Source organism: Vibrio sp. ED002 (genome assembly GCF_023277445.1).
GTDB classification, from domain to species: domain Bacteria; phylum Pseudomonadota; class Gammaproteobacteria; order Enterobacterales; family Vibrionaceae; genus Vibrio; species Vibrio jasicida.
In genome coordinates, this window is the sequence record NZ_CP080238.1 from 817,630 (window position 1) to 834,584 (window position 16,955).

General features: G+C 44.7%; 15 protein-coding genes. 10 read left to right on the forward strand and 5 right to left on the reverse strand.

Features of this window, described 5'->3' with window-relative positions; genetic code table 11:
- Window positions 1-29: 29 nt before the first annotated feature.
- From ITG12_RS03915 to purT, 7 genes are all read left to right on the forward strand, one after another.
- Window positions 30-1,403: an L-cystine transporter gene (locus ITG12_RS03915; RefSeq protein WP_038868624.1), complete on the forward strand. Its 1,374-nt coding sequence runs from the start codon at window positions 30-32 to the stop codon at window positions 1,401-1,403.
- Window positions 1,404-1,632: 229 nt separating this feature from the next.
- Window positions 1,633-2,313, forward strand: a complete 681-nt coding sequence (locus tag ITG12_RS03920) for a DUF1826 domain-containing protein (RefSeq protein ID WP_038874741.1) — start codon at window positions 1,633-1,635, stop codon at window positions 2,311-2,313.
- Between the two features lie 200 nt (window positions 2,314-2,513).
- On the forward strand, window positions 2,514-3,935 hold the full coding sequence (gene sbcB, locus ITG12_RS03925) for an exodeoxyribonuclease I (protein WP_038874738.1): 1,422 nt from the start codon (window positions 2,514-2,516) through the stop codon (window positions 3,933-3,935).
- Window positions 3,936-3,993: 58 nt separating this feature from the next.
- Window positions 3,994-4,368 (forward strand): CidA/LrgA family protein, encoded by a 375-nt coding sequence (locus ITG12_RS03930; protein WP_038868628.1) that lies wholly within the window; start codon window positions 3,994-3,996, stop codon window positions 4,366-4,368.
- A gap of 1 nt (window position 4,369) precedes the next feature.
- A complete protein-coding gene (locus ITG12_RS03935) occupies window positions 4,370-5,047 on the forward strand; it encodes an LrgB family protein (RefSeq protein WP_038874735.1) in 678 nt (225 codons plus the stop codon).
- Between the two features lie 268 nt (window positions 5,048-5,315).
- Window positions 5,316-6,203, forward strand: a complete 888-nt coding sequence (gene cdd, locus ITG12_RS03940) for a cytidine deaminase (protein ID WP_038874734.1) — start codon at window positions 5,316-5,318, stop codon at window positions 6,201-6,203.
- 147 nt (window positions 6,204-6,350) lie between these two features.
- Window positions 6,351-7,526 carry a formate-dependent phosphoribosylglycinamide formyltransferase gene (gene purT / locus ITG12_RS03945; protein WP_038874732.1) on the forward strand — a complete coding sequence of 392 codons (1,176 nt, stop codon included), beginning with the start codon at window positions 6,351-6,353 and terminating at the stop codon, window positions 7,524-7,526.
- Window positions 7,527-7,605: 79 nt separating this feature from the next.
- Here purT and ITG12_RS03950 read toward each other — a convergent pair whose 3' ends face one another.
- On the reverse strand, window positions 7,606-8,256 hold the full coding sequence (locus ITG12_RS03950) for a thiopurine S-methyltransferase (RefSeq protein ID WP_038874729.1): 651 nt from the start codon (window positions 8,254-8,256) through the stop codon (window positions 7,606-7,608).
- A gap of 334 nt (window positions 8,257-8,590) precedes the next feature.
- Here ITG12_RS03950 and ITG12_RS03955 point away from each other — a divergent pair, with 334 nt between their 5' ends.
- Complete coding sequence (locus ITG12_RS03955) at window positions 8,591-9,364, forward strand: RelA/SpoT domain-containing protein (RefSeq protein ID WP_038868633.1); 774 nt, start codon at window positions 8,591-8,593, stop codon at window positions 9,362-9,364.
- A 136-nt stretch (window positions 9,365-9,500) separates the two neighbouring features.
- On the opposite strand, the gene ihfA is transcribed toward ITG12_RS03955, so the two are convergent.
- Window positions 9,501-9,797: an integration host factor subunit alpha gene (ihfA, locus tag ITG12_RS03960; RefSeq protein ID WP_005427969.1), complete on the reverse strand. Its 297-nt coding sequence runs from the start codon at window positions 9,795-9,797 to the stop codon at window positions 9,501-9,503.
- Between the two features lie 528 nt (window positions 9,798-10,325).
- Here ihfA and ITG12_RS03965 point away from each other — a divergent pair.
- Together ITG12_RS03965 and ITG12_RS03970 are read left to right on the forward strand one after the other, a co-directional pair.
- Window positions 10,326-11,204, forward strand: a complete 879-nt coding sequence (locus ITG12_RS03965) for an AEC family transporter (protein WP_038868634.1) — start codon at window positions 10,326-10,328, stop codon at window positions 11,202-11,204.
- An 87-nt stretch (window positions 11,205-11,291) separates the two neighbouring features.
- Window positions 11,292-12,017: a metallophosphoesterase gene (locus ITG12_RS03970; protein WP_248873690.1), complete on the forward strand. Its 726-nt coding sequence runs from the start codon at window positions 11,292-11,294 to the stop codon at window positions 12,015-12,017.
- Between the two features lie 94 nt (window positions 12,018-12,111).
- Here the strand turns inward: ITG12_RS03970 and pheT are convergent, their stop codons facing one another.
- The 3 genes from pheT to ITG12_RS03985 form a co-directional block, all read right to left on the reverse strand.
- Window positions 12,112-14,517, reverse strand: coding sequence for a phenylalanine--tRNA ligase subunit beta (gene pheT, locus ITG12_RS03975; RefSeq protein WP_039974519.1), 2,406 nt, complete (start codon window positions 14,515-14,517; stop codon window positions 12,112-12,114).
- Window positions 14,518-14,535: 18 nt separating this feature from the next.
- Window positions 14,536-15,519, reverse strand: coding sequence for a phenylalanine--tRNA ligase subunit alpha (gene pheS, locus ITG12_RS03980; RefSeq protein ID WP_038868637.1), 984 nt, complete (start codon window positions 15,517-15,519; stop codon window positions 14,536-14,538).
- A gap of 250 nt (window positions 15,520-15,769) precedes the next feature.
- A complete protein-coding gene (locus tag ITG12_RS03985; protein WP_248873692.1) occupies window positions 15,770-16,951 on the reverse strand; it encodes a hypothetical protein in 1,182 nt (393 codons plus the stop codon).
- Between the last annotated feature and the right edge of the window lie 4 nt (window positions 16,952-16,955).

Consider the following 16,955-nt stretch of genomic DNA (forward strand, 5'->3'; position numbering starts at 1 on the left):
CATTTAGCGCTGATTGATAAGGTCAAATTATGAATTTCTCAGTGGTTGCCTCTCTGGCGGTGTTTGTCGCCATACTATTCTTACTTTTTAGCCAGCAACAAAAACAGAACACCCTATCTCGTCTTGTTCTGGTAGGCCTAGTTACCGGTTCACTTTTCGGTCTTGCTCTACAACTGATTCATGGTGAGGGCAGCGCTGTGATTGCTCAAACGCTTGAGTGGGTTGGCATCGTTGGCAGTGGTTATGTTGGCCTGTTGAAGATGGTGATAATGCCATTAGTACTTGTCTCTATGATTGCTGCGGTAGTCAAATTGGAGAAAGGCGGCTCACTGGGCAAAATATCTGGCCTAACGATTTCTGTTTTATTAGTAACTACCGCGATTGCTGCACTTATCGGTATTGTTGTCACCTCAACGTTTGGCTTGTCAGTAGAGGGCTTGACCGAGGGTGCGCGCGAAACCGCTCGTATTGCTGTATTAGAGAGCCGAGCAGGCAGCGTGAGTGACCTGACTATTCCCCAAATGCTAATTAGCTTTATTCCAACCAACCCATTCGCTGACCTAACGGGGTCACGCTCGACCTCTATCATTGCTGTGGTTATTTTTGGTGTTTTGGTAGGTATCGCCGCACGAAAAGTCATGGCAGAAAAAGAAGAATTGGAATCTCCTATTCGTACTTTCGTTGAAGCCGCTCAGTCTATCGTGATGCGTTTAGTTAAGATGATCATGGCATTAACGCCTTACGGTATCGCGGCATTAATGGCAAAAGTGGTCGCAACCTCAAGTGCTGGTGACATCTTTAACTTGTTGGGTTTCATCGTAGCATCGTACGTTGCTATTTTGCTTATGTTCCTTGTACACGGACTGCTAGTGTCTTTCGTTGGTGTGAGCCCAACAGAGTACTTTAAGAAGATTTGGCCAGTACTAACTTTCGCATTTACATCACGCAGTTCAGCGGCAACGATTCCACTGAACGTTGAAGCGCAAATCACTAAGCTTAATGTGCCACCTGCAATTGCTAACCTCTCGGCATCGTTTGGCGCAACAATAGGTCAGAATGGTTGTGCTGGTATCTACCCTGCGATGTTAGCAGTTATGGTTGCCCCGACAGTAGGCATTGACCCTTTAGAAATTAACTTCATTCTGTCATTGATTGCGATTATCACCATCAGCTCATTTGGCATTGCCGGTGTCGGCGGCGGCGCAACGTTTGCTGCACTTATCGTACTCCCTGCAATGGGATTGCCAGTAACGATTGCCGCGTTACTTATCTCTATCGAACCACTAATTGATATGGCACGTACTGCACTTAATGTTTCTGGCGCGATGACAGCAGGTACGATTACTAGTCGACTATTGAAGTCTTCTGAAAAAGAGACACGATTGGAAGAACAAAAAGCGTAGATCACTCACTGTTTCAACCACTCAAATAATCAAGCCGATGGTTTTCCCGTCGGCTTTTTTGGTTTTCAGACTCGCTAAAATAAAACCATGGCGAATCTCCCTAACCTCTTTCAAAGACTTACTAGAGTCTAAATAAGATTTACGGCAAATAGGTTTGTTAGCCATATTTGTTATGATATAACATTTCAACAAACTAAAGCCGCATACGAATAACATCGGAGGTTATATCATGACTTCAACTTTAACCGAGTCCATTACAACTGAAGCCTTGGGAAACACACACAAAACTGCATGTTTCAGTGCACGGAAAGAACCGACGGTGCTGGCAGACATTTATCAAGAAGACATAAATATCGCGATTTGGCAGCGTCAATTTGATCAACAACTTATTGATGCAAGCAAAGTGTTTGTTACATCAAACCCCAACTTTGGTAAGTCGTTGAGCGTCTCCCCAGAAAATGCTTTAGAAACGTTGCAATTCGCAACTGACGGAAAAGCGCCAGAAGTGCTACTAAGAAATATTGCTGAGTTGGTTGATATGTTCTGCTATTTGTTTGAACTAAAAGATGCAGGATTACGCCTCGCAACGCTTAATAGCGCAATGTGTCCCCGCTTTCACGTTGACCAAGTACCTTGCCGATTGGTTACGAGCTATTTTGGTAGCGGCACGCAATGGCTTCAAAATAGTACTGTCGATCGCTCTAAATTGGGGCGCGGGAGTAACGGATTGCCAGATTCAGAGTCGGGCTTATATGACGTAGAGTCTGATATACAGCAACTTGCTTGTGGTGATGTTGCCCTTCTTAAGGGTGGACGCTGGATAGGTAATGAGCATACGGGCTTGGTACACCGCTCACCGAACATTATGTCTAACGAAACCCGATTATTAATGACATTGGATTTTGGTTAGGAAAATACACAGCGCTCAAATAGCGCCAGTTATTCGATAAAGAAATGCCTTACTGCTTACACGCTAACCAGACATAAATTATCGAGCTGATGCTTATACGACCTCTTTTTCATTTTCACAACTTCACCTTGCATCTTTCGTTGCGAGTCAAGGCGTTGAATGGTCTAATACTCCCATCGGTTCCGTAAACGGTAAGCAGAATGCACCAAGATAATCAGCCCACTTTTTTCTTCTTTGACTACGAGACTTGGGGTACAAGTCCAGCCAAAGATCGTCCGAGCCAATTCGCTGGTGTTCGTACAGATGAAAACTTCAATATCATCGGCGAACCATTAGTCATGTATTGCCGACCACCTGCTGATTACCTCCCTTCTCCCGAAGCAGCTTTGATTACCGGTATCACGCCGCAAAAAGCAATGCAAGAAGGCTTACCCGAGCCAGAATTTATTGCAAAAATTCACGCAGAGCTTTCGAAGTCAAAGACCACTAGCCTTGGATATAACAGTATTCGTTTCGATGATGAAGTAACACGCTACACCTGTTATCGTAACTTTATCGACCCTTACGCATGGAGCTGGCAAAACGGCAACTCACGTTGGGATTTGTTGGACGTAATGCGCGCATGTCATGCGCTTCGGCCAGAAGGCGTGGAATGGCCAGAAAATGATGAAGGCTTTACCAGCTTTAAATTGGAGCACTTGTCGGTAGCCAACGGTATCGAGCACAGTAACGCCCATGATGCGATGGCCGACGTCATCGCGACCATCGAAATGGCGAAGAAAGTCAAAGCGGCACAACCAAAGCTGTTTGATTACTTTTTCTCTATGCGTAACAAACGCAAGCTGAACGACCTTGTTGATATCGTCAACATGACACCGTTAATGCACGTTTCTGGCATGTTAGGACGTGAATGCCAGTATACAAGCTGGATCGTACCTGTCGCTTGGCATCCAACAAACAACAACGCCGTTATCACGATCGACTTGGCAAAAGATCCTCAGCCGATCCTCGACCTTTCGGCAGAAGAGCTAAAAGAACGCTTGTACACCAAACGCGATGAATTAGGAGACTTGCTTCCTGTTCCTGTCAAACTGGTGCATTTGAATAAGTGCCCTATTCTTGCTCCTGCAAAGACTTTGACAGCCGAAAACGCAGAGTTGATTGGTATTGATCGCCAAAAATGCTTAAGCAATCTTGCTTTACTTCGTCAGCATCCAGAGATCCGAGACAAACTTATTAGTCTATTCTCTATTGAGCGTGAATTCGAAAAGAGCGATGACGTTGATACGCAGCTGTACGATGGATTTTTCTCCCCAGCCGATCGAGCAGCAATGGATATCATCCGAGAAACGGATCCAAACAACCTCGCAGCGCTTGATATCGAATTCGACGATAAACGAATTAAACCACTGTTGTTCCGTTACCGTGCCCGTCACTACGCTGGCACACTGGATGAACAAGAACAAAGACGTTGGGCACAACACTGTCGTGAAGTTTTCGAAAGCCAAATTGAAGAGTACATGCTGAATTTAGAAAACTTAGTTCACGAACATGAAAGTGACGAAAAGAAGATAGCACTATTAAAATCTGTCTATCGTTACGTAGAGAGCCTAGCCTCCTAATTTCTTACCTTGTTCAAACGCACCTTCGGGTGTGTTTGTTGTTTTATATGCTGTCAAAATGATTAAAGACCGATTACTACAGCTGATCCATTTGCTTATTTCCCTCGCACTTATTATGGGAGCACTTGGTATCGGCAACACAATTCAAAAATTCGCTGGCATCTCCGTTCCCGGAAGTGTTCTTGGCATGCTTGTGCTGTTTTTCTCTATGACCCTTGGCTTAGTTAAAGTTGAATGGGTAAAGCCAGGAGCAACGCTTTTTATTCGTTACATGATCTTATTGTTCGTCCCAATCAGTGTTGGTTTGATGCAACACTTTGATATGTTGTTGGCAAACGCGCTCCCTATTATTGCGAGTGCAGTTGGCGGCTCACTGATTGTACTGGTCAGTTTGGCATGGTTCTTAGATTACTTGCTAAAGGAGAAGCATTAATATGTGGTTAATTGTCACTATTGTTGTTTTCCTCGCAGCACGTCAAATCGCCATTAAGGTCAATAATCCTATCGCGAATCCGCTACTGATCAGTATTGCTGTGTTAATTCCATTGCTTACCTTTTTGAAGGTACCGTTCGAGACTTACTATGCCGATAACGAGTACATCAGTTTCTTACTCCAACCCGCTGTTGTTGCGCTAGCGTATCCGCTCTATGAGCAACTGCCTCAAATCAAAGCCAATTGGCGCATTATCGCGCTGGCTTGTTCTTTAGGCAGCGTGATGTCGATGCTAACAGCGACACTGATTGCCGTTGCATTCAAAGCAGACATCAGTCTCATTGCAAGCTTAGTAGGCAAATCGGTAACTACCCCTATCGCGATGGAAATCTCTAGCCACTTAGGTGGTGAAGCCGCTGTTGCCGCCATTCTTGTGCTTATTGTTGGCTTATTCGGTGCGATTTTGGCGTATCCAATCTTCAATCTTATCGGCATCAAACACCCTATTGCGCGCGGATTAACAATGGGTACTGTTTCCCACGCGCTTGGTACGGCAACTTGCGCAGAGAAACAACCCGGTGATGCTGCCTTTTCATCACTCGCACTCGTGTTGTGCGGTATTATCACATCGATACTTGCGCCAAGCTTCTTTGCTTTAGCCGTTTGGTTATACCAATAAAGATAAATGCCAAAGCCTGCTCTTTCTTGACGTAAATAGACTGAGCAGGCTTTAACTCCTTTCCAAAAAATTCGCAGTATGAATCTGAGTTGATATAGTTATTTATGGGACAGAGATAACGTTAAGCCTCTGTGCAATCGAATACATGTGTGAGCTCACTCTAACTATGTAACGTAAATTATCATTACAGACATTAACGTGATCTAAAGCACAGAACATTTCCATCTTTCGCATAGAATAACTGTCCATGCAATAACAAGGATTCGACATGAAAAGTCGCATTGAACAGGCGCTAGCAAGCGCTCCTGAAGCACTTTCAACACATCTTGCTCCTATCGTTCTCGCTGACGATTTTGATGCCACTATTTCTGAGCAACAGTTTGATGAGCTGCTGAACGCTACCAACCTTTCAGACAAAGAGCTTCGTGTTGCTCTACTTCCTTTTGCCGCAGCGTTTTCTTACGCTCCGATTTCTGAGTTTTATGTAGGTGCGATTGTTCGCGGCCTATCAGGTCGTCTTTATTTTGGCGCGAACATGGAATTTTTCGGTGTTCAACTAGGTCAAACCGTTCATGCTGAGCAGTGCGCGATTAGCCACGCTTGGATGAAAGGCGAACATGGCGTAAAAGACATTACCATCAACTACAGCCCTTGTGGTCACTGCCGTCAGTTCATGAATGAACTAAGCACCGCGAAAGAACTGAAGATCCAATTACCAGAACGTGAAGAAAAGTCACTTCATCACTACCTTCCTGAAGCGTTTGGTCCAGCGGATCTAGGCATTGAGTCAGGTCTTATGGCTGAGGTGAAGCACGAGTTTGTTTGTGATGAAGACGATGCTTTAATCCAAAAAGCCGTCAATGCGATGAACATCAGCCACGCGCCATACACTAACAACTTAAGCGGTATTGCGCTTGAGATGAACAGCGGTCGCGTATTCCAAGGCGCGTATGCAGAGAATGCAGCGTTCAACCCTAGCCTTCCTCCACTTCAAGTTGCTCTGATTCAGATCTTGATGTCGGGTGAGCAGCTTGAAGACATCAAAGCAGCAGCCTTGGTTGAAAACTCACAAGGCAAGATCAGTCACCTAGCTGATACTCAATCAACGCTAGAAGCACTAAATCCTGATATTCCAGTGAGTTTTGTGAACGTTTAATTCATACGATGCTTAAGAGATAGGCTCTACTTGAAGTAGGGCCTTTTTTATTATCAAAAACCATGCGCAAACGTTTGCTTCATCCGTAAAAATCAGTATGATCCTCTGCAATTTCTGTTTCATCACTTTATTTTGTAAGGGAACACTATGTTCGGTACTGCTACTAGCACTCATGCTACCCGTGTATTACTTTTGGGCTCTGGCGAGCTTGGTAAAGAAGTGGCAATTGAATGCCAACGTCTTGGTTTGGAAGTAATCGCATGCGACCGTTATGCCGATGCTCCAGCGATGCAAGTGGCGCATCGTAGCTACGTCATCGACATGCTTGATGGTCAGACACTGGAAGAGATCATCAACAAAGAGCAACCTGCTTACGTGGTTCCTGAAATTGAAGCTATCGCGACCGACAAATTAGTCGAATTAGAAGAGAAAGGCTTGAATGTTGTTCCTACAGCGAAAGCAACTAAGTTAACAATGAACCGTGAAGGCATTCGCCGCCTTGCTGCTGAAGAGTTGGCGCTAAACACTTCCCCTTATCAGTTTGCTGATAGCTTTGAGGACTTTAAAGCGGCAGTAGAACATGTTGGTATCCCATGTGTTGTGAAGCCAGTGATGAGCTCTTCAGGTAAAGGTCAAAGCGTTATCAAATCAGAAGAAGATGTTCAAACCGCGTGGGATTATGCACAAGAAGGTGGGCGTACAGGCGCTGGACGTGTGATTGTTGAAGGTTTTATTGACTTCGATTACGAAATCACACTGTTAACCGTGCGCGCAGCTGACGGAGTGCATTTCTGTGCTCCGATCGGGCATCGCCAAGAGGATGGTGATTACCGTGAATCATGGCAGCCACAAGCAATGTCAGACAACGCCATCAAAGCGGCTGAATACACAGCAGAGAAAGTCGTTAATGCACTAGGTGGCTACGGCCTCTTTGGTGTAGAGCTATTTGTTAAAGGCGATAAGGTTATTTTTAATGAAGTTTCCCCTCGCCCACACGACACTGGCATGGTAACCATGATTTCTCAAGAAATGTCTGAGTTTGCACTTCATGTTCGCGCGTTTACTGGTATGCCGATTAACAGCATCGTTCAGTATGGTCCTTCAGCATCAGCAGTCATTCTTGGGCAAGGCACCTCCACCGATATCCGCTTTGATAATATTGCAAAAGCACTGGCTCAACCACAAACACAAGTTCGCTTGTTTGGTAAGCCAGAAATCGACGGTCGCCGTCGCTTAGGTGTCGTTTTAACTCGCCGTAAAACGATTGAAGATTCGATTGAAGATGCAGTGAACAGCGCATCTAAAGTAAAGATCGTTTACTGATTTCGTTAATCAGCTCAATATATACAAAAGCGCAGCTCAATTTGGCTGCGCTTTTTCTTTCTGTGGGTTCGAAAGCCCTTTATTCGCTCTCTATTAAGTACACTTCTTCAGAGAAGCGACTTAGACCTTTCTTCGCAATTTTCGGATGGTTTTCGTCGGCTTGGTCGACATTCAAACAAGTTACCTTATCACCCGCAAACAACTGTTCAATCTCTTCGACTGGCACGCTAAATGGAGGTCCTGACATCTCATCCTGTGGGTAGTTAAGAGTCACAAGTAAAATACGTCCGCCAGGGTTCAACAGTTGCTTAAGACGAACTACGTATTCTTCTCGCATCTCTTGAGGCAATGCAACCAAGGCTGCACGATCATAAATGATATCGGCTTTAGAAACTGGCGCAGTAAAAAAGTCACCTGTATAAATGGACAGCTCGTCGAACTGATACAGCTCATGCATGCCGTTAATCGACGTAACGGTCGGGGTATAGAAATGCTCAGCAAAAAATGCTCTTACCGCAATTTGGCTTAGCTCAACACCTTGAACCTCGTCATGTTTCGTCGCAAGCCAAATTAGGTCTTCAGACTTACCACACAGAGGAGCCAACACTATGTCTTCACGTTTTGGGTTGGTGCGTTGCCAAAATACTGGCAATAGTGGGTTTACATCATCTAGGTGAAAACCGATTTGGTTACTCGCCCATTTGTTGTGCCAAAATTCTTGATCTCTCATTTTACTTCTACTTGTCGGCTGATAAATACAATGAGCATTAACGCTACTTTGTGGGCTAAGACTAATGATTTTTTCAAATTTGTCTATGTTGTTCATCTTTGGTTAATACAGCATTGGTAGAATAGCTATCGTTCAAGAATGAACCCTTCCTTTTTCTGGTTGTCAGAATAAAGGCAAGCGAAATGGTGATCTGGAACACGATTCTACTATTAGGTTAAAACTCAGCCTTGGAATCTTTCACAGAGCCCCCATTAAATAGGTAGTACCTGATTTGCGAATCTTAGTGACCTTTTCGTTACCCATTTTCTAAGTGCAAGCAAGTTAAGGAGAGTGAATGAGCTTATTTCTACGTACTACAGCATTGATGCTTCTAGTACTAAGCCGTGCGCCGGCGTTCGCCGCACTTCCAAATGTCACAAATAACGAACAAGATCGTTCAGCTAGTCAAAACGAAGTTTGTTCAAAATTGTTCAAACATAGCCTTAGTGGTTTGTATGGTATTCAGTCAATCGACTCCAAACCAACTCAGCCTTATTCAGATTTCGACGTACTTTACAGCAAAGCTCACCAAGCGCAGTTCGAGCTAGAGACTATCTGTAAAAGTACTGCCCTTCTTACTGATGCTCAGCCTTACTTTGCTGGCGTTAAATCTCAGCACCGTGCCGAAGAGAAAATTGTTCACGAATTGGACGGTCAAGTAAACCGAATCACTGACTTAGCACGTGCAACCATTGTTGCTGACGATGTAGCAAGCTTGGTTTCGGTATACGAAGCGTTAGAGCGTGAAACAACGATAGTGAAAGTGAAAAACCGCTTTAAAAAACCAACAGCTTCCGGTTATCGAGACCTAAACCTCTTAGTTCGTTTACCTAAGACCAACCTCGTTGCCGAAGTGCAGCTGCATTTAAAAGCTATTGCGGATGTAAAAAACGGTCCAGAACACGACTTATATGAACAGATTCAGAAATTAGAGCGTCAAGCTCTAGTGGAGGATCGCCATTTGAATGACTTAGAAATGGCATCAATTAGAAACATGCGTACGCAATCTAAAAACTTGTATCAAGAGGCATGGCATCCATACCTAACGACACACTTAGAAGCGGCATAATTGACATAAACTGATGTACTTAATACTAAAAAACCACCGAAATTGCGGTGGTTTTTTTATTTGTTCTTTAGTAAATACCGAAACCTACAGACAAAAAGACCACGACAAAGCGTGGTCTCAATCCATGTTACATGGCTTACTGGTCTGCCTTTAAGTTCTCTACGCGAGCTTTCAACTTCTGACCCGGGCGGAACGTAACGACACGTCGAGCAGTAATTGGAATATCTTCACCAGTTTTCGGGTTACGACCAGGTCGTTCGTTCTTATCACGAAGATCGAAGTTACCAAAACCTGACAGTTTTACCTGTTCGCCACTTTCCAGTGCCTTACGAATCTCTTCAAAGAACACTTCCACCGTTTCCTTGGCGTCCCGTTTACTAAATCCCAATTTATCAAACAGGTTTTCTGCAAGTTCGGCTTTTGTGAGCGCCATAAAACTTTCCTCAAAGCTATGTTAAACAATGCTACCTTATGTGTAGCGCCAGAGCAGTTTTACCCTACCAATTCAACAACATATCGGGGTTACATCAGGAAGTGTATGCCAAGCTTATGATTTTCGCCAACTTTTTTCTTTGCTAATATATCGTTCACTGGAAGAGGAAGCTACTTTACCCACCAATATTTCGAGATTTTACTTTAATTCTCTCTTTTCAAGGAAAAATATCCAGTTCAAATTACTAGTTTGAAAACAAAAAACAACATTAATCACTATTTAACAAAAATGTCAGATACTGGTCACTTTACAAACAATTGACAAAAAACTTTCCAATTTTTCAGTGGTTTGAGTGATGAGCAATATAGATCTGACCAGTACCATTCAAGTTACTTTTAATGCAGATACTGCTGATTTTTCCATAAAAAGAAAGCTTGAACGGTGCCAATATTCTGATGAGATAACAATGACGACATAGAGAAACATTGGTACTGTTTGCAAATAAATAACTCCCGTTCAGAGCGCCCAATGTTTCACCAAGTCATCAGTATTCTGTTCCCTGTTTTTGCTTTAGCTTGTGCGGGTTATTTAGTCGGGCGTTATATCAAACCAGATTTTCGGCCGATCAATCGCATCAACATGGATGTGTTTACTCCTGCATTGGTCTTTTCGTCTTTGGTCAGCATGCCTCTTGATATTGGGCAAGCCCCCCTCCTACTGGCCGCAATTATTGCTGTTATCGTCCCTGGATTACTCATGCTACCCATAGCCAAGTTAACAGGACTCTCTTTCAAAGCGTGGGCACCACCACATATGTTTAGAAATAGCGGAAACCTTGCAATTCCGTTGTTCACCTATACTTTTGGAGAGCTAGCTCTCCCTTCTGCAGTATTGTTGTTTGTGGTTTCTGCCTGTTTACATATCAGTTTGGGCGTGATGCTTCTAAGTAGTGGCAACCCATTGAAGCAAATGTTTAAAATGCCTATTTTTATCTCTGCTTCTTTAGCACTCATTATCAACCTTTCTGGATTCAACGTTTGGCCACCATTTTACGAAGCGACCGCTTTACTTGGACAAGCCGCTGTCCCTGTCATGCTGCTTTCTCTGGGTGCTCAGATGTGTAACTTAAGACTTGGTGGTTTGAGAGTAGGGTTGCTTTGTACAGTGCAGTCGTTGTTAACTGGTGCGGTCGCGTTTGCGGTAATTTATTGGCTTATCCCACTTCCAACCATGCAATTGCAAATGATGGTGCTATTTACAATGTTGCCACCAGCAGTGATGAATTATCTTTTTGCTGAACGATTGAACATAGAGCCGATGACCGTCGCCTCTATGGTGCTATTTGGTAACTTCTTTAGCATTCTCACGCTACCATTACTGTTAATGTTTACGCTTTCATTGACATAAAGGCATCAAAGCTCGCGGACCACACAGCGATTAACAATGTTACACTGCACTAAATAACTCAACAGAATGTCAGGCTATTTCATAATCGTGCGTACCGTTATCCAAATTAGTGATTGCCACTTAAGCGATGAATCCAGCTTTAACCGCCTTCGCAAAGCCCTTAATACGGCTCAAAATGAAACAACCTGCGACACTCTCCTACTGACTGGAGACCTATGCTGCAACCCTAGGGCTAGCGACTATCAAGCTTTGCTTGCGTTCTTAAATAAACATATCCAAAACAAACACGTTTATGCCATTGCAGGTAACCATGATGACTTCATCCTAATGAAAGAAGAATTTCGTGATAGCAGCATTCATGTTGTTGAAAAAGCGGAAATTCATGGGCGACAAGTATTGTTTTTAGATTCGAGCGCTAAACCATTAGATGAACACCATCCTCTTGGCTCTGGCCGAGTTGATAACCGTGGAGTTGCCCGCTTTAAACGGCAGCTTCGCCATGCAACCAACCCGATTGTCGTTGTCCACCATCCCATTATTCCTGTCGGCTCAGACTGGATGAAAGCGATTTGTTTGGAGAACGATGCAAGCTTACTTGCGCTTTTGGCTAAGCATCGAGTTCAAGATGTAATTTGCGGGCATGGTCATGATGCACTAACGGTGACGAAGCAAGGTGTGACTCAACATATGGCCCCCGCCACCGCTTACGGCTTTGACCACAGTATTGACGAATACAACCGAAGTGAAAAGATTGGTGTGAATAAGATTTTCTTTGAAGATGAGAGGATCAAAGTGGAGGCAATTTGGCTCTAGCTATTCCCTATTCCCTATTCCCTATTCCAAAAATACAAAAAACCCTGCCAAACTGGCAGGGTTTTCATTTCTTAAGAAGATGCGTTACGCAAGATTAGTCACGTAGAGACGCACCAAACTTCTCAGAAACGTGAGCAACGATAGCGTCAACCGCACCAGCGATATCTGCATCTTCAAGCGTACGCTCAAGTGACTGTAGAGTCAGAGCAATGGCTAGGCTCTTCTTACCTTCTTCAACACCTTTACCTACGTAAACGTCGAACAGTTTCGCATCTTTAAGGAACTCGCCACCTTGCTCTAGACAAGCGTTAACGATGTCACCAGATGCAACAGCTTCGTCCACGACTACCGCGATATCACGACGGTTTGAAGGGAATTTAGAAAGTGCTACCGCTTCTGGGATCACTTTGCTGTTGATTGCAGACCATTCGATTTCGAATACGATAGTACGACCGTTTAGACCGAACTTACGCTCAAGCTCAGGGTGAACTGTACCGATCACGCCCACTTCTTTGCCATCTACGATGATTGTCGCAGATTGACCTGGATGAAGTGCTGGGTTAGCTTTTTTGCTTTCAGGTGACAGTGCAGCGAAAGAGTATGCTTTTTCGTTCGCAGATAGCTCTAGAATCGCTTCTAGATCGCCCTTAAGATCGAAGAAATCAACCGTGTTAGTTTCGATATCCCAGTGCTCTTCACCACGAGTACCAGCGATAACACCTGCAAGCATTGGCTCTTGGCGCATACCGTTTTCTGCAGATTCACATGGGATGAAACGTAGGCCGTATTCGAATAGACGAACACGTGGCTGCTGACGTTTCTGGTTGTGAACAACCGTGTTCAGCAGACCTTGGATAAGACCAAGACGCATCGCTGACATATCCGCTGAAATTGGGAATGGCAGGATTAGCGGCTCAACACCTGGAACAACTAGCTTTTGTTGCTCTGGCTCAACGAAGCTGTATGTAATTGCTTCGTGGTAACCGCGGTCAACAAGAAGATCACGAACGCGTTTCAGTGGAAGATCCGCTTCAACGTGATTGTGCATCTTAAGCGCTGCTGCTGGGTGTTGGTTAGGGATGTTGTCGTAACCGTAAATACGGCCAACTTCTTCAATCAGGTCTTGCTCGATAGCGATATCGAAACGCCATGTTGGCGCTACTGCCATCCAACCTTCTTCTGAAGCTTCAACAGTCAAACCTAGACGCTCAAGGATTTCTACTACGTCAGCATCAACAATGTGGTGACCTAGTAGGTTGTCTAGTTTAGTACGGCGTAGAGCAACTTTGTTTGGCTTAGGTAGGTCTGTTTCAGACTCTACAGCAACAACAGGTGCAACTTCACCGCCACAGATTTCAACAAGAAGCTCTGTTGCACGTTCCATTGCGTTTACTTGCAGTGCGTAATCCACACCACGCTCAAAACGCATAGAAGAATCTGTATGCAGACCGTAGCTACGTGCGCGACCACGGATGTGGTCAGGTGCAAAGAATGCACACTCTAGTAGAACGTCTTTAGTCTCAGTTGTTACACCAGACTCCTCACCACCAAAGATACCTGCAATTGCAAGTGCTTTGTTGTGGTCTGCTACAACTAGTGTATCTGCGTTTAGTTCTGCTTCGCTGCCGTCAAGAAGAGTTAACTTCTCACCTTGCTCAGCCATACGAACTACGATGCCACCTTCGATCTTCGCTAGATCGAATGCGTGCATTGGTTGGCCTTGTTCTAGAAGCACGTAGTTAGTGATGTCTACAACAGGATCGATTGAGCGAATACCACAACGACGCAATTTTTCTTGCATCCATAGTGGCGTTTCAGCTTGAACGTTCACGTTCTTAACCACACGACCTAGGTAACGTGGACACGCAGCTGGCGCTTTCACTTCGATAGACACTTTGTCTTCAATTGAAGTCGCTACTGCTTCTACTGATGGTTCAGTCACGTCAGCGCGGTTTAGTACACCTACTTCACGTGCCATACCGCGAATGCTGAAACAGTCAGCACGGTTTGCTGTTAGGTCTACGTCTACCGTTACGTCGTCTAAACCTAGGAATTCACGGAAATCGGTACCGATTACTGCGTCTTCTGCTAGTTCCATGATGCCGTCTGACTCAACGTCGATACCTAGTTCAGTGAATGAACAAAGCATGCCGTGAGATGGTTGACCACGTAATTTCGCTTTTTTGATTTTGAAATCGCCCGGAAGAACAGCACCAACTGTTGCTACTGCTACTTTCAGACCTTGGCGACAGTTGTGTGCGCCACAAACGATGTCTAGAAGCTCTTCTTCACCCACGTCAACTTTCGTTACACGTAGCTTGTCCGCATCTGGGTGCTGACCACATTCAACAACGTGACCAACTTTAACGCCGTTGAACGAACCTGCTACAGGTAGTACGTCGTCAACTTCTAGACCCGCCATTGTAATTTGGTGAGTTAGTTCGTCAGTGGTAATCGAAGGACTAACCCACTCACGAAGCCATGATTCGCTGAATTTCATAGTGATTTATCCCCTGGATTACTTGAACTGTTTTAGGAAACGAAGGTCGTTCTCGAAGAACGCACGTAGGTCGTTTACGCCGTAACGAAGCATCGTTAGACGCTCTACACCCATACCGAATGCAAAACCAGAGTATTTCTCAGGGTCGATGCCTACACTGCGTAGTACGTTCGGGTGAACCATGCCACAGCCTAGAACTTCAAGCCATTTGCCGTTTTTACCCATTACGTCTACTTCAGCCGAAGGCTCTGTAAATGGGAAATAAGATGGACGGAAACGAACTTCTACTTCTTCTTCAAAGAAGTTACATAGGAAGTCGTGCAGAATGCCTTTTAGTTGAGCGAAGTTCACGTTCTCATCAACTAACATGCCTTCCACTTGGTGGAACATTGGCGTGTGCGTTTGGTCGTAATCGTTACGGTATACACGGCCCGGTGCAATGAAACGGAATGGTGGTTTGCCATTTTCCATTGTACGGATCTGTACGCCAGACGTGTGAGTACGAAGCATCAAATCAGGGTTGAAGAAGAAAGTATCGTGGTCAGTACGCGCTGGGTGATCAGCGGCAATGTTTAGTGCATCAAAGTTGTGGAATGCATCTTCGATTTCTGGACCAGACTCAGTATTAAAGCCAAGTTCACCAAAGAACTTCTCAATACGCTCAACAGTACGAGTAACTGGGTGTAGACCACCGTTCTCGATACGACGACCTGGTAGTGTTACGTCAATCGTTTCTGCTGCTAACTTCGCTTCAAGCTCTGCACGTTGTAGTGCATCTTTACGGGCTGCGATAGCTTGCTGAACTACGCCTTTCGCTTTATTGATCTCTTGACCCGCTTCACGGCGCTCTTCTGGTGGTAGTTTACCTAGGCTTTGAAGTTGAGCAGTTAGCTCACCTTTTTTACCTAGATACTGAACACGCACTTCATCAAGTACGACTAGCGATTCTGCGGCTTCAATTGCTGCACTCGCGTTAGCAATGATCTCTTCTAGATGTTGCATCGTTTCCTCATCTACCTATTGGTAGTATCCATAAGGGAGTGATTGGTTTTTTGATAGCTGTACATAGTAGCCAAACCCGCCACCAAAGCCAAATTGAATTATGAAAAGAAGAGGTTATTGAATAAAAAGAACACAAAAACGCAAAAAAAGCAGCTTCGCACGTAAATCCCTAGGATTATGGCTTGCTGCTTTGTGCATAAATACTGCAGTTTCGTCCCCAAGTGAAAACACTTTAGGTCAGTCGACAATGCTAAAAATAGTATTGAATAGATAGCTCGACAAAGTCATCGTCTCTGGCGAAGTAAAGCAGATCGGTAGGCGTTTCGTTTTTAAACAACCAAGCATCGATTTGCCACTTGAAATGATTTGAAATGCGGCTGGAAGCCTCAAGTTTTGCGTTGTACACATCGGAGTTGTCGAGATCTTGCGTTATACCCGTTAAGATTTCTGTGCCGTCTTCGTCATTGAGCGCTAAACGAATGCCTGCAAAGACATCATTTTGACCGATATTTTGCGCGTTGTTCCCACGGCTATCATAGAGATACTCACCAATAATGCCTACGTCCCATACTGTCTCAAAAGCGCCTACTATCGTGTATTCAAAACCGGTCACGACGCCGACATGATTGTCGAAGCTATCGAGGTAGACACTCTCTAGCTTCCATAACCAATCGCCCACGATGCCTTGAACATCCAGCCCAACATGGCTCATTAGGGCGTAGTAAGGTTTTAACTCTCCTTGATCAAACCGAAAATACGGGTCACGGTTTGTTCCATAAACATAGCTTAAGCCAACATCCCAATCGCCAAACATTTGTGCGTACCGAAAAGCGACATCCACATGCTTTTCTTCTCGGCTAGATTCATACAGCGCATCATCAGATACAACGGGATCAATCCTCAAACGTCCATCTTTGCCTGCAAATGTTCGTTCGCGAAAATAAGGCAACACCATGGCATCGACCACTCCCCAGTCTTTGACTGACGTAAAATGGACCATAGGTTGGCCGAGTTTATCTTCACCATCAACGGCTTCTACCGCATCGACTTGGTTTATGACATCAACCAGATGTGCTGACTCGGTCACACCCCAGAAGACTTTACTGATGCCGACACGTAGCTCGTAGTCATCCCAATAAGTTAAATACAACGCTTCGCGAATATCACCATGAGTCCGCTCGTCATCCATACTGTCTAAACGATAAAAGGGAGTGAACGTGAAACTGGCTTCCCCATCTTTTAGGTCCCAGTAAAACTCCGGCTGCAAAACCAGTGAAGCTTGTCCTTTCCCCTGCCCCTGAGCACCATCGGAGAAAAACTGACGATGCTCGATGTTGACCTGTCCTGCTAACTCAACCGCCAATAAAGAGCCAGAGAAAGGCATAATGGTTAGGCCAGCGAATATCATACTGGCCATGTTTACCCTACTCATTCGA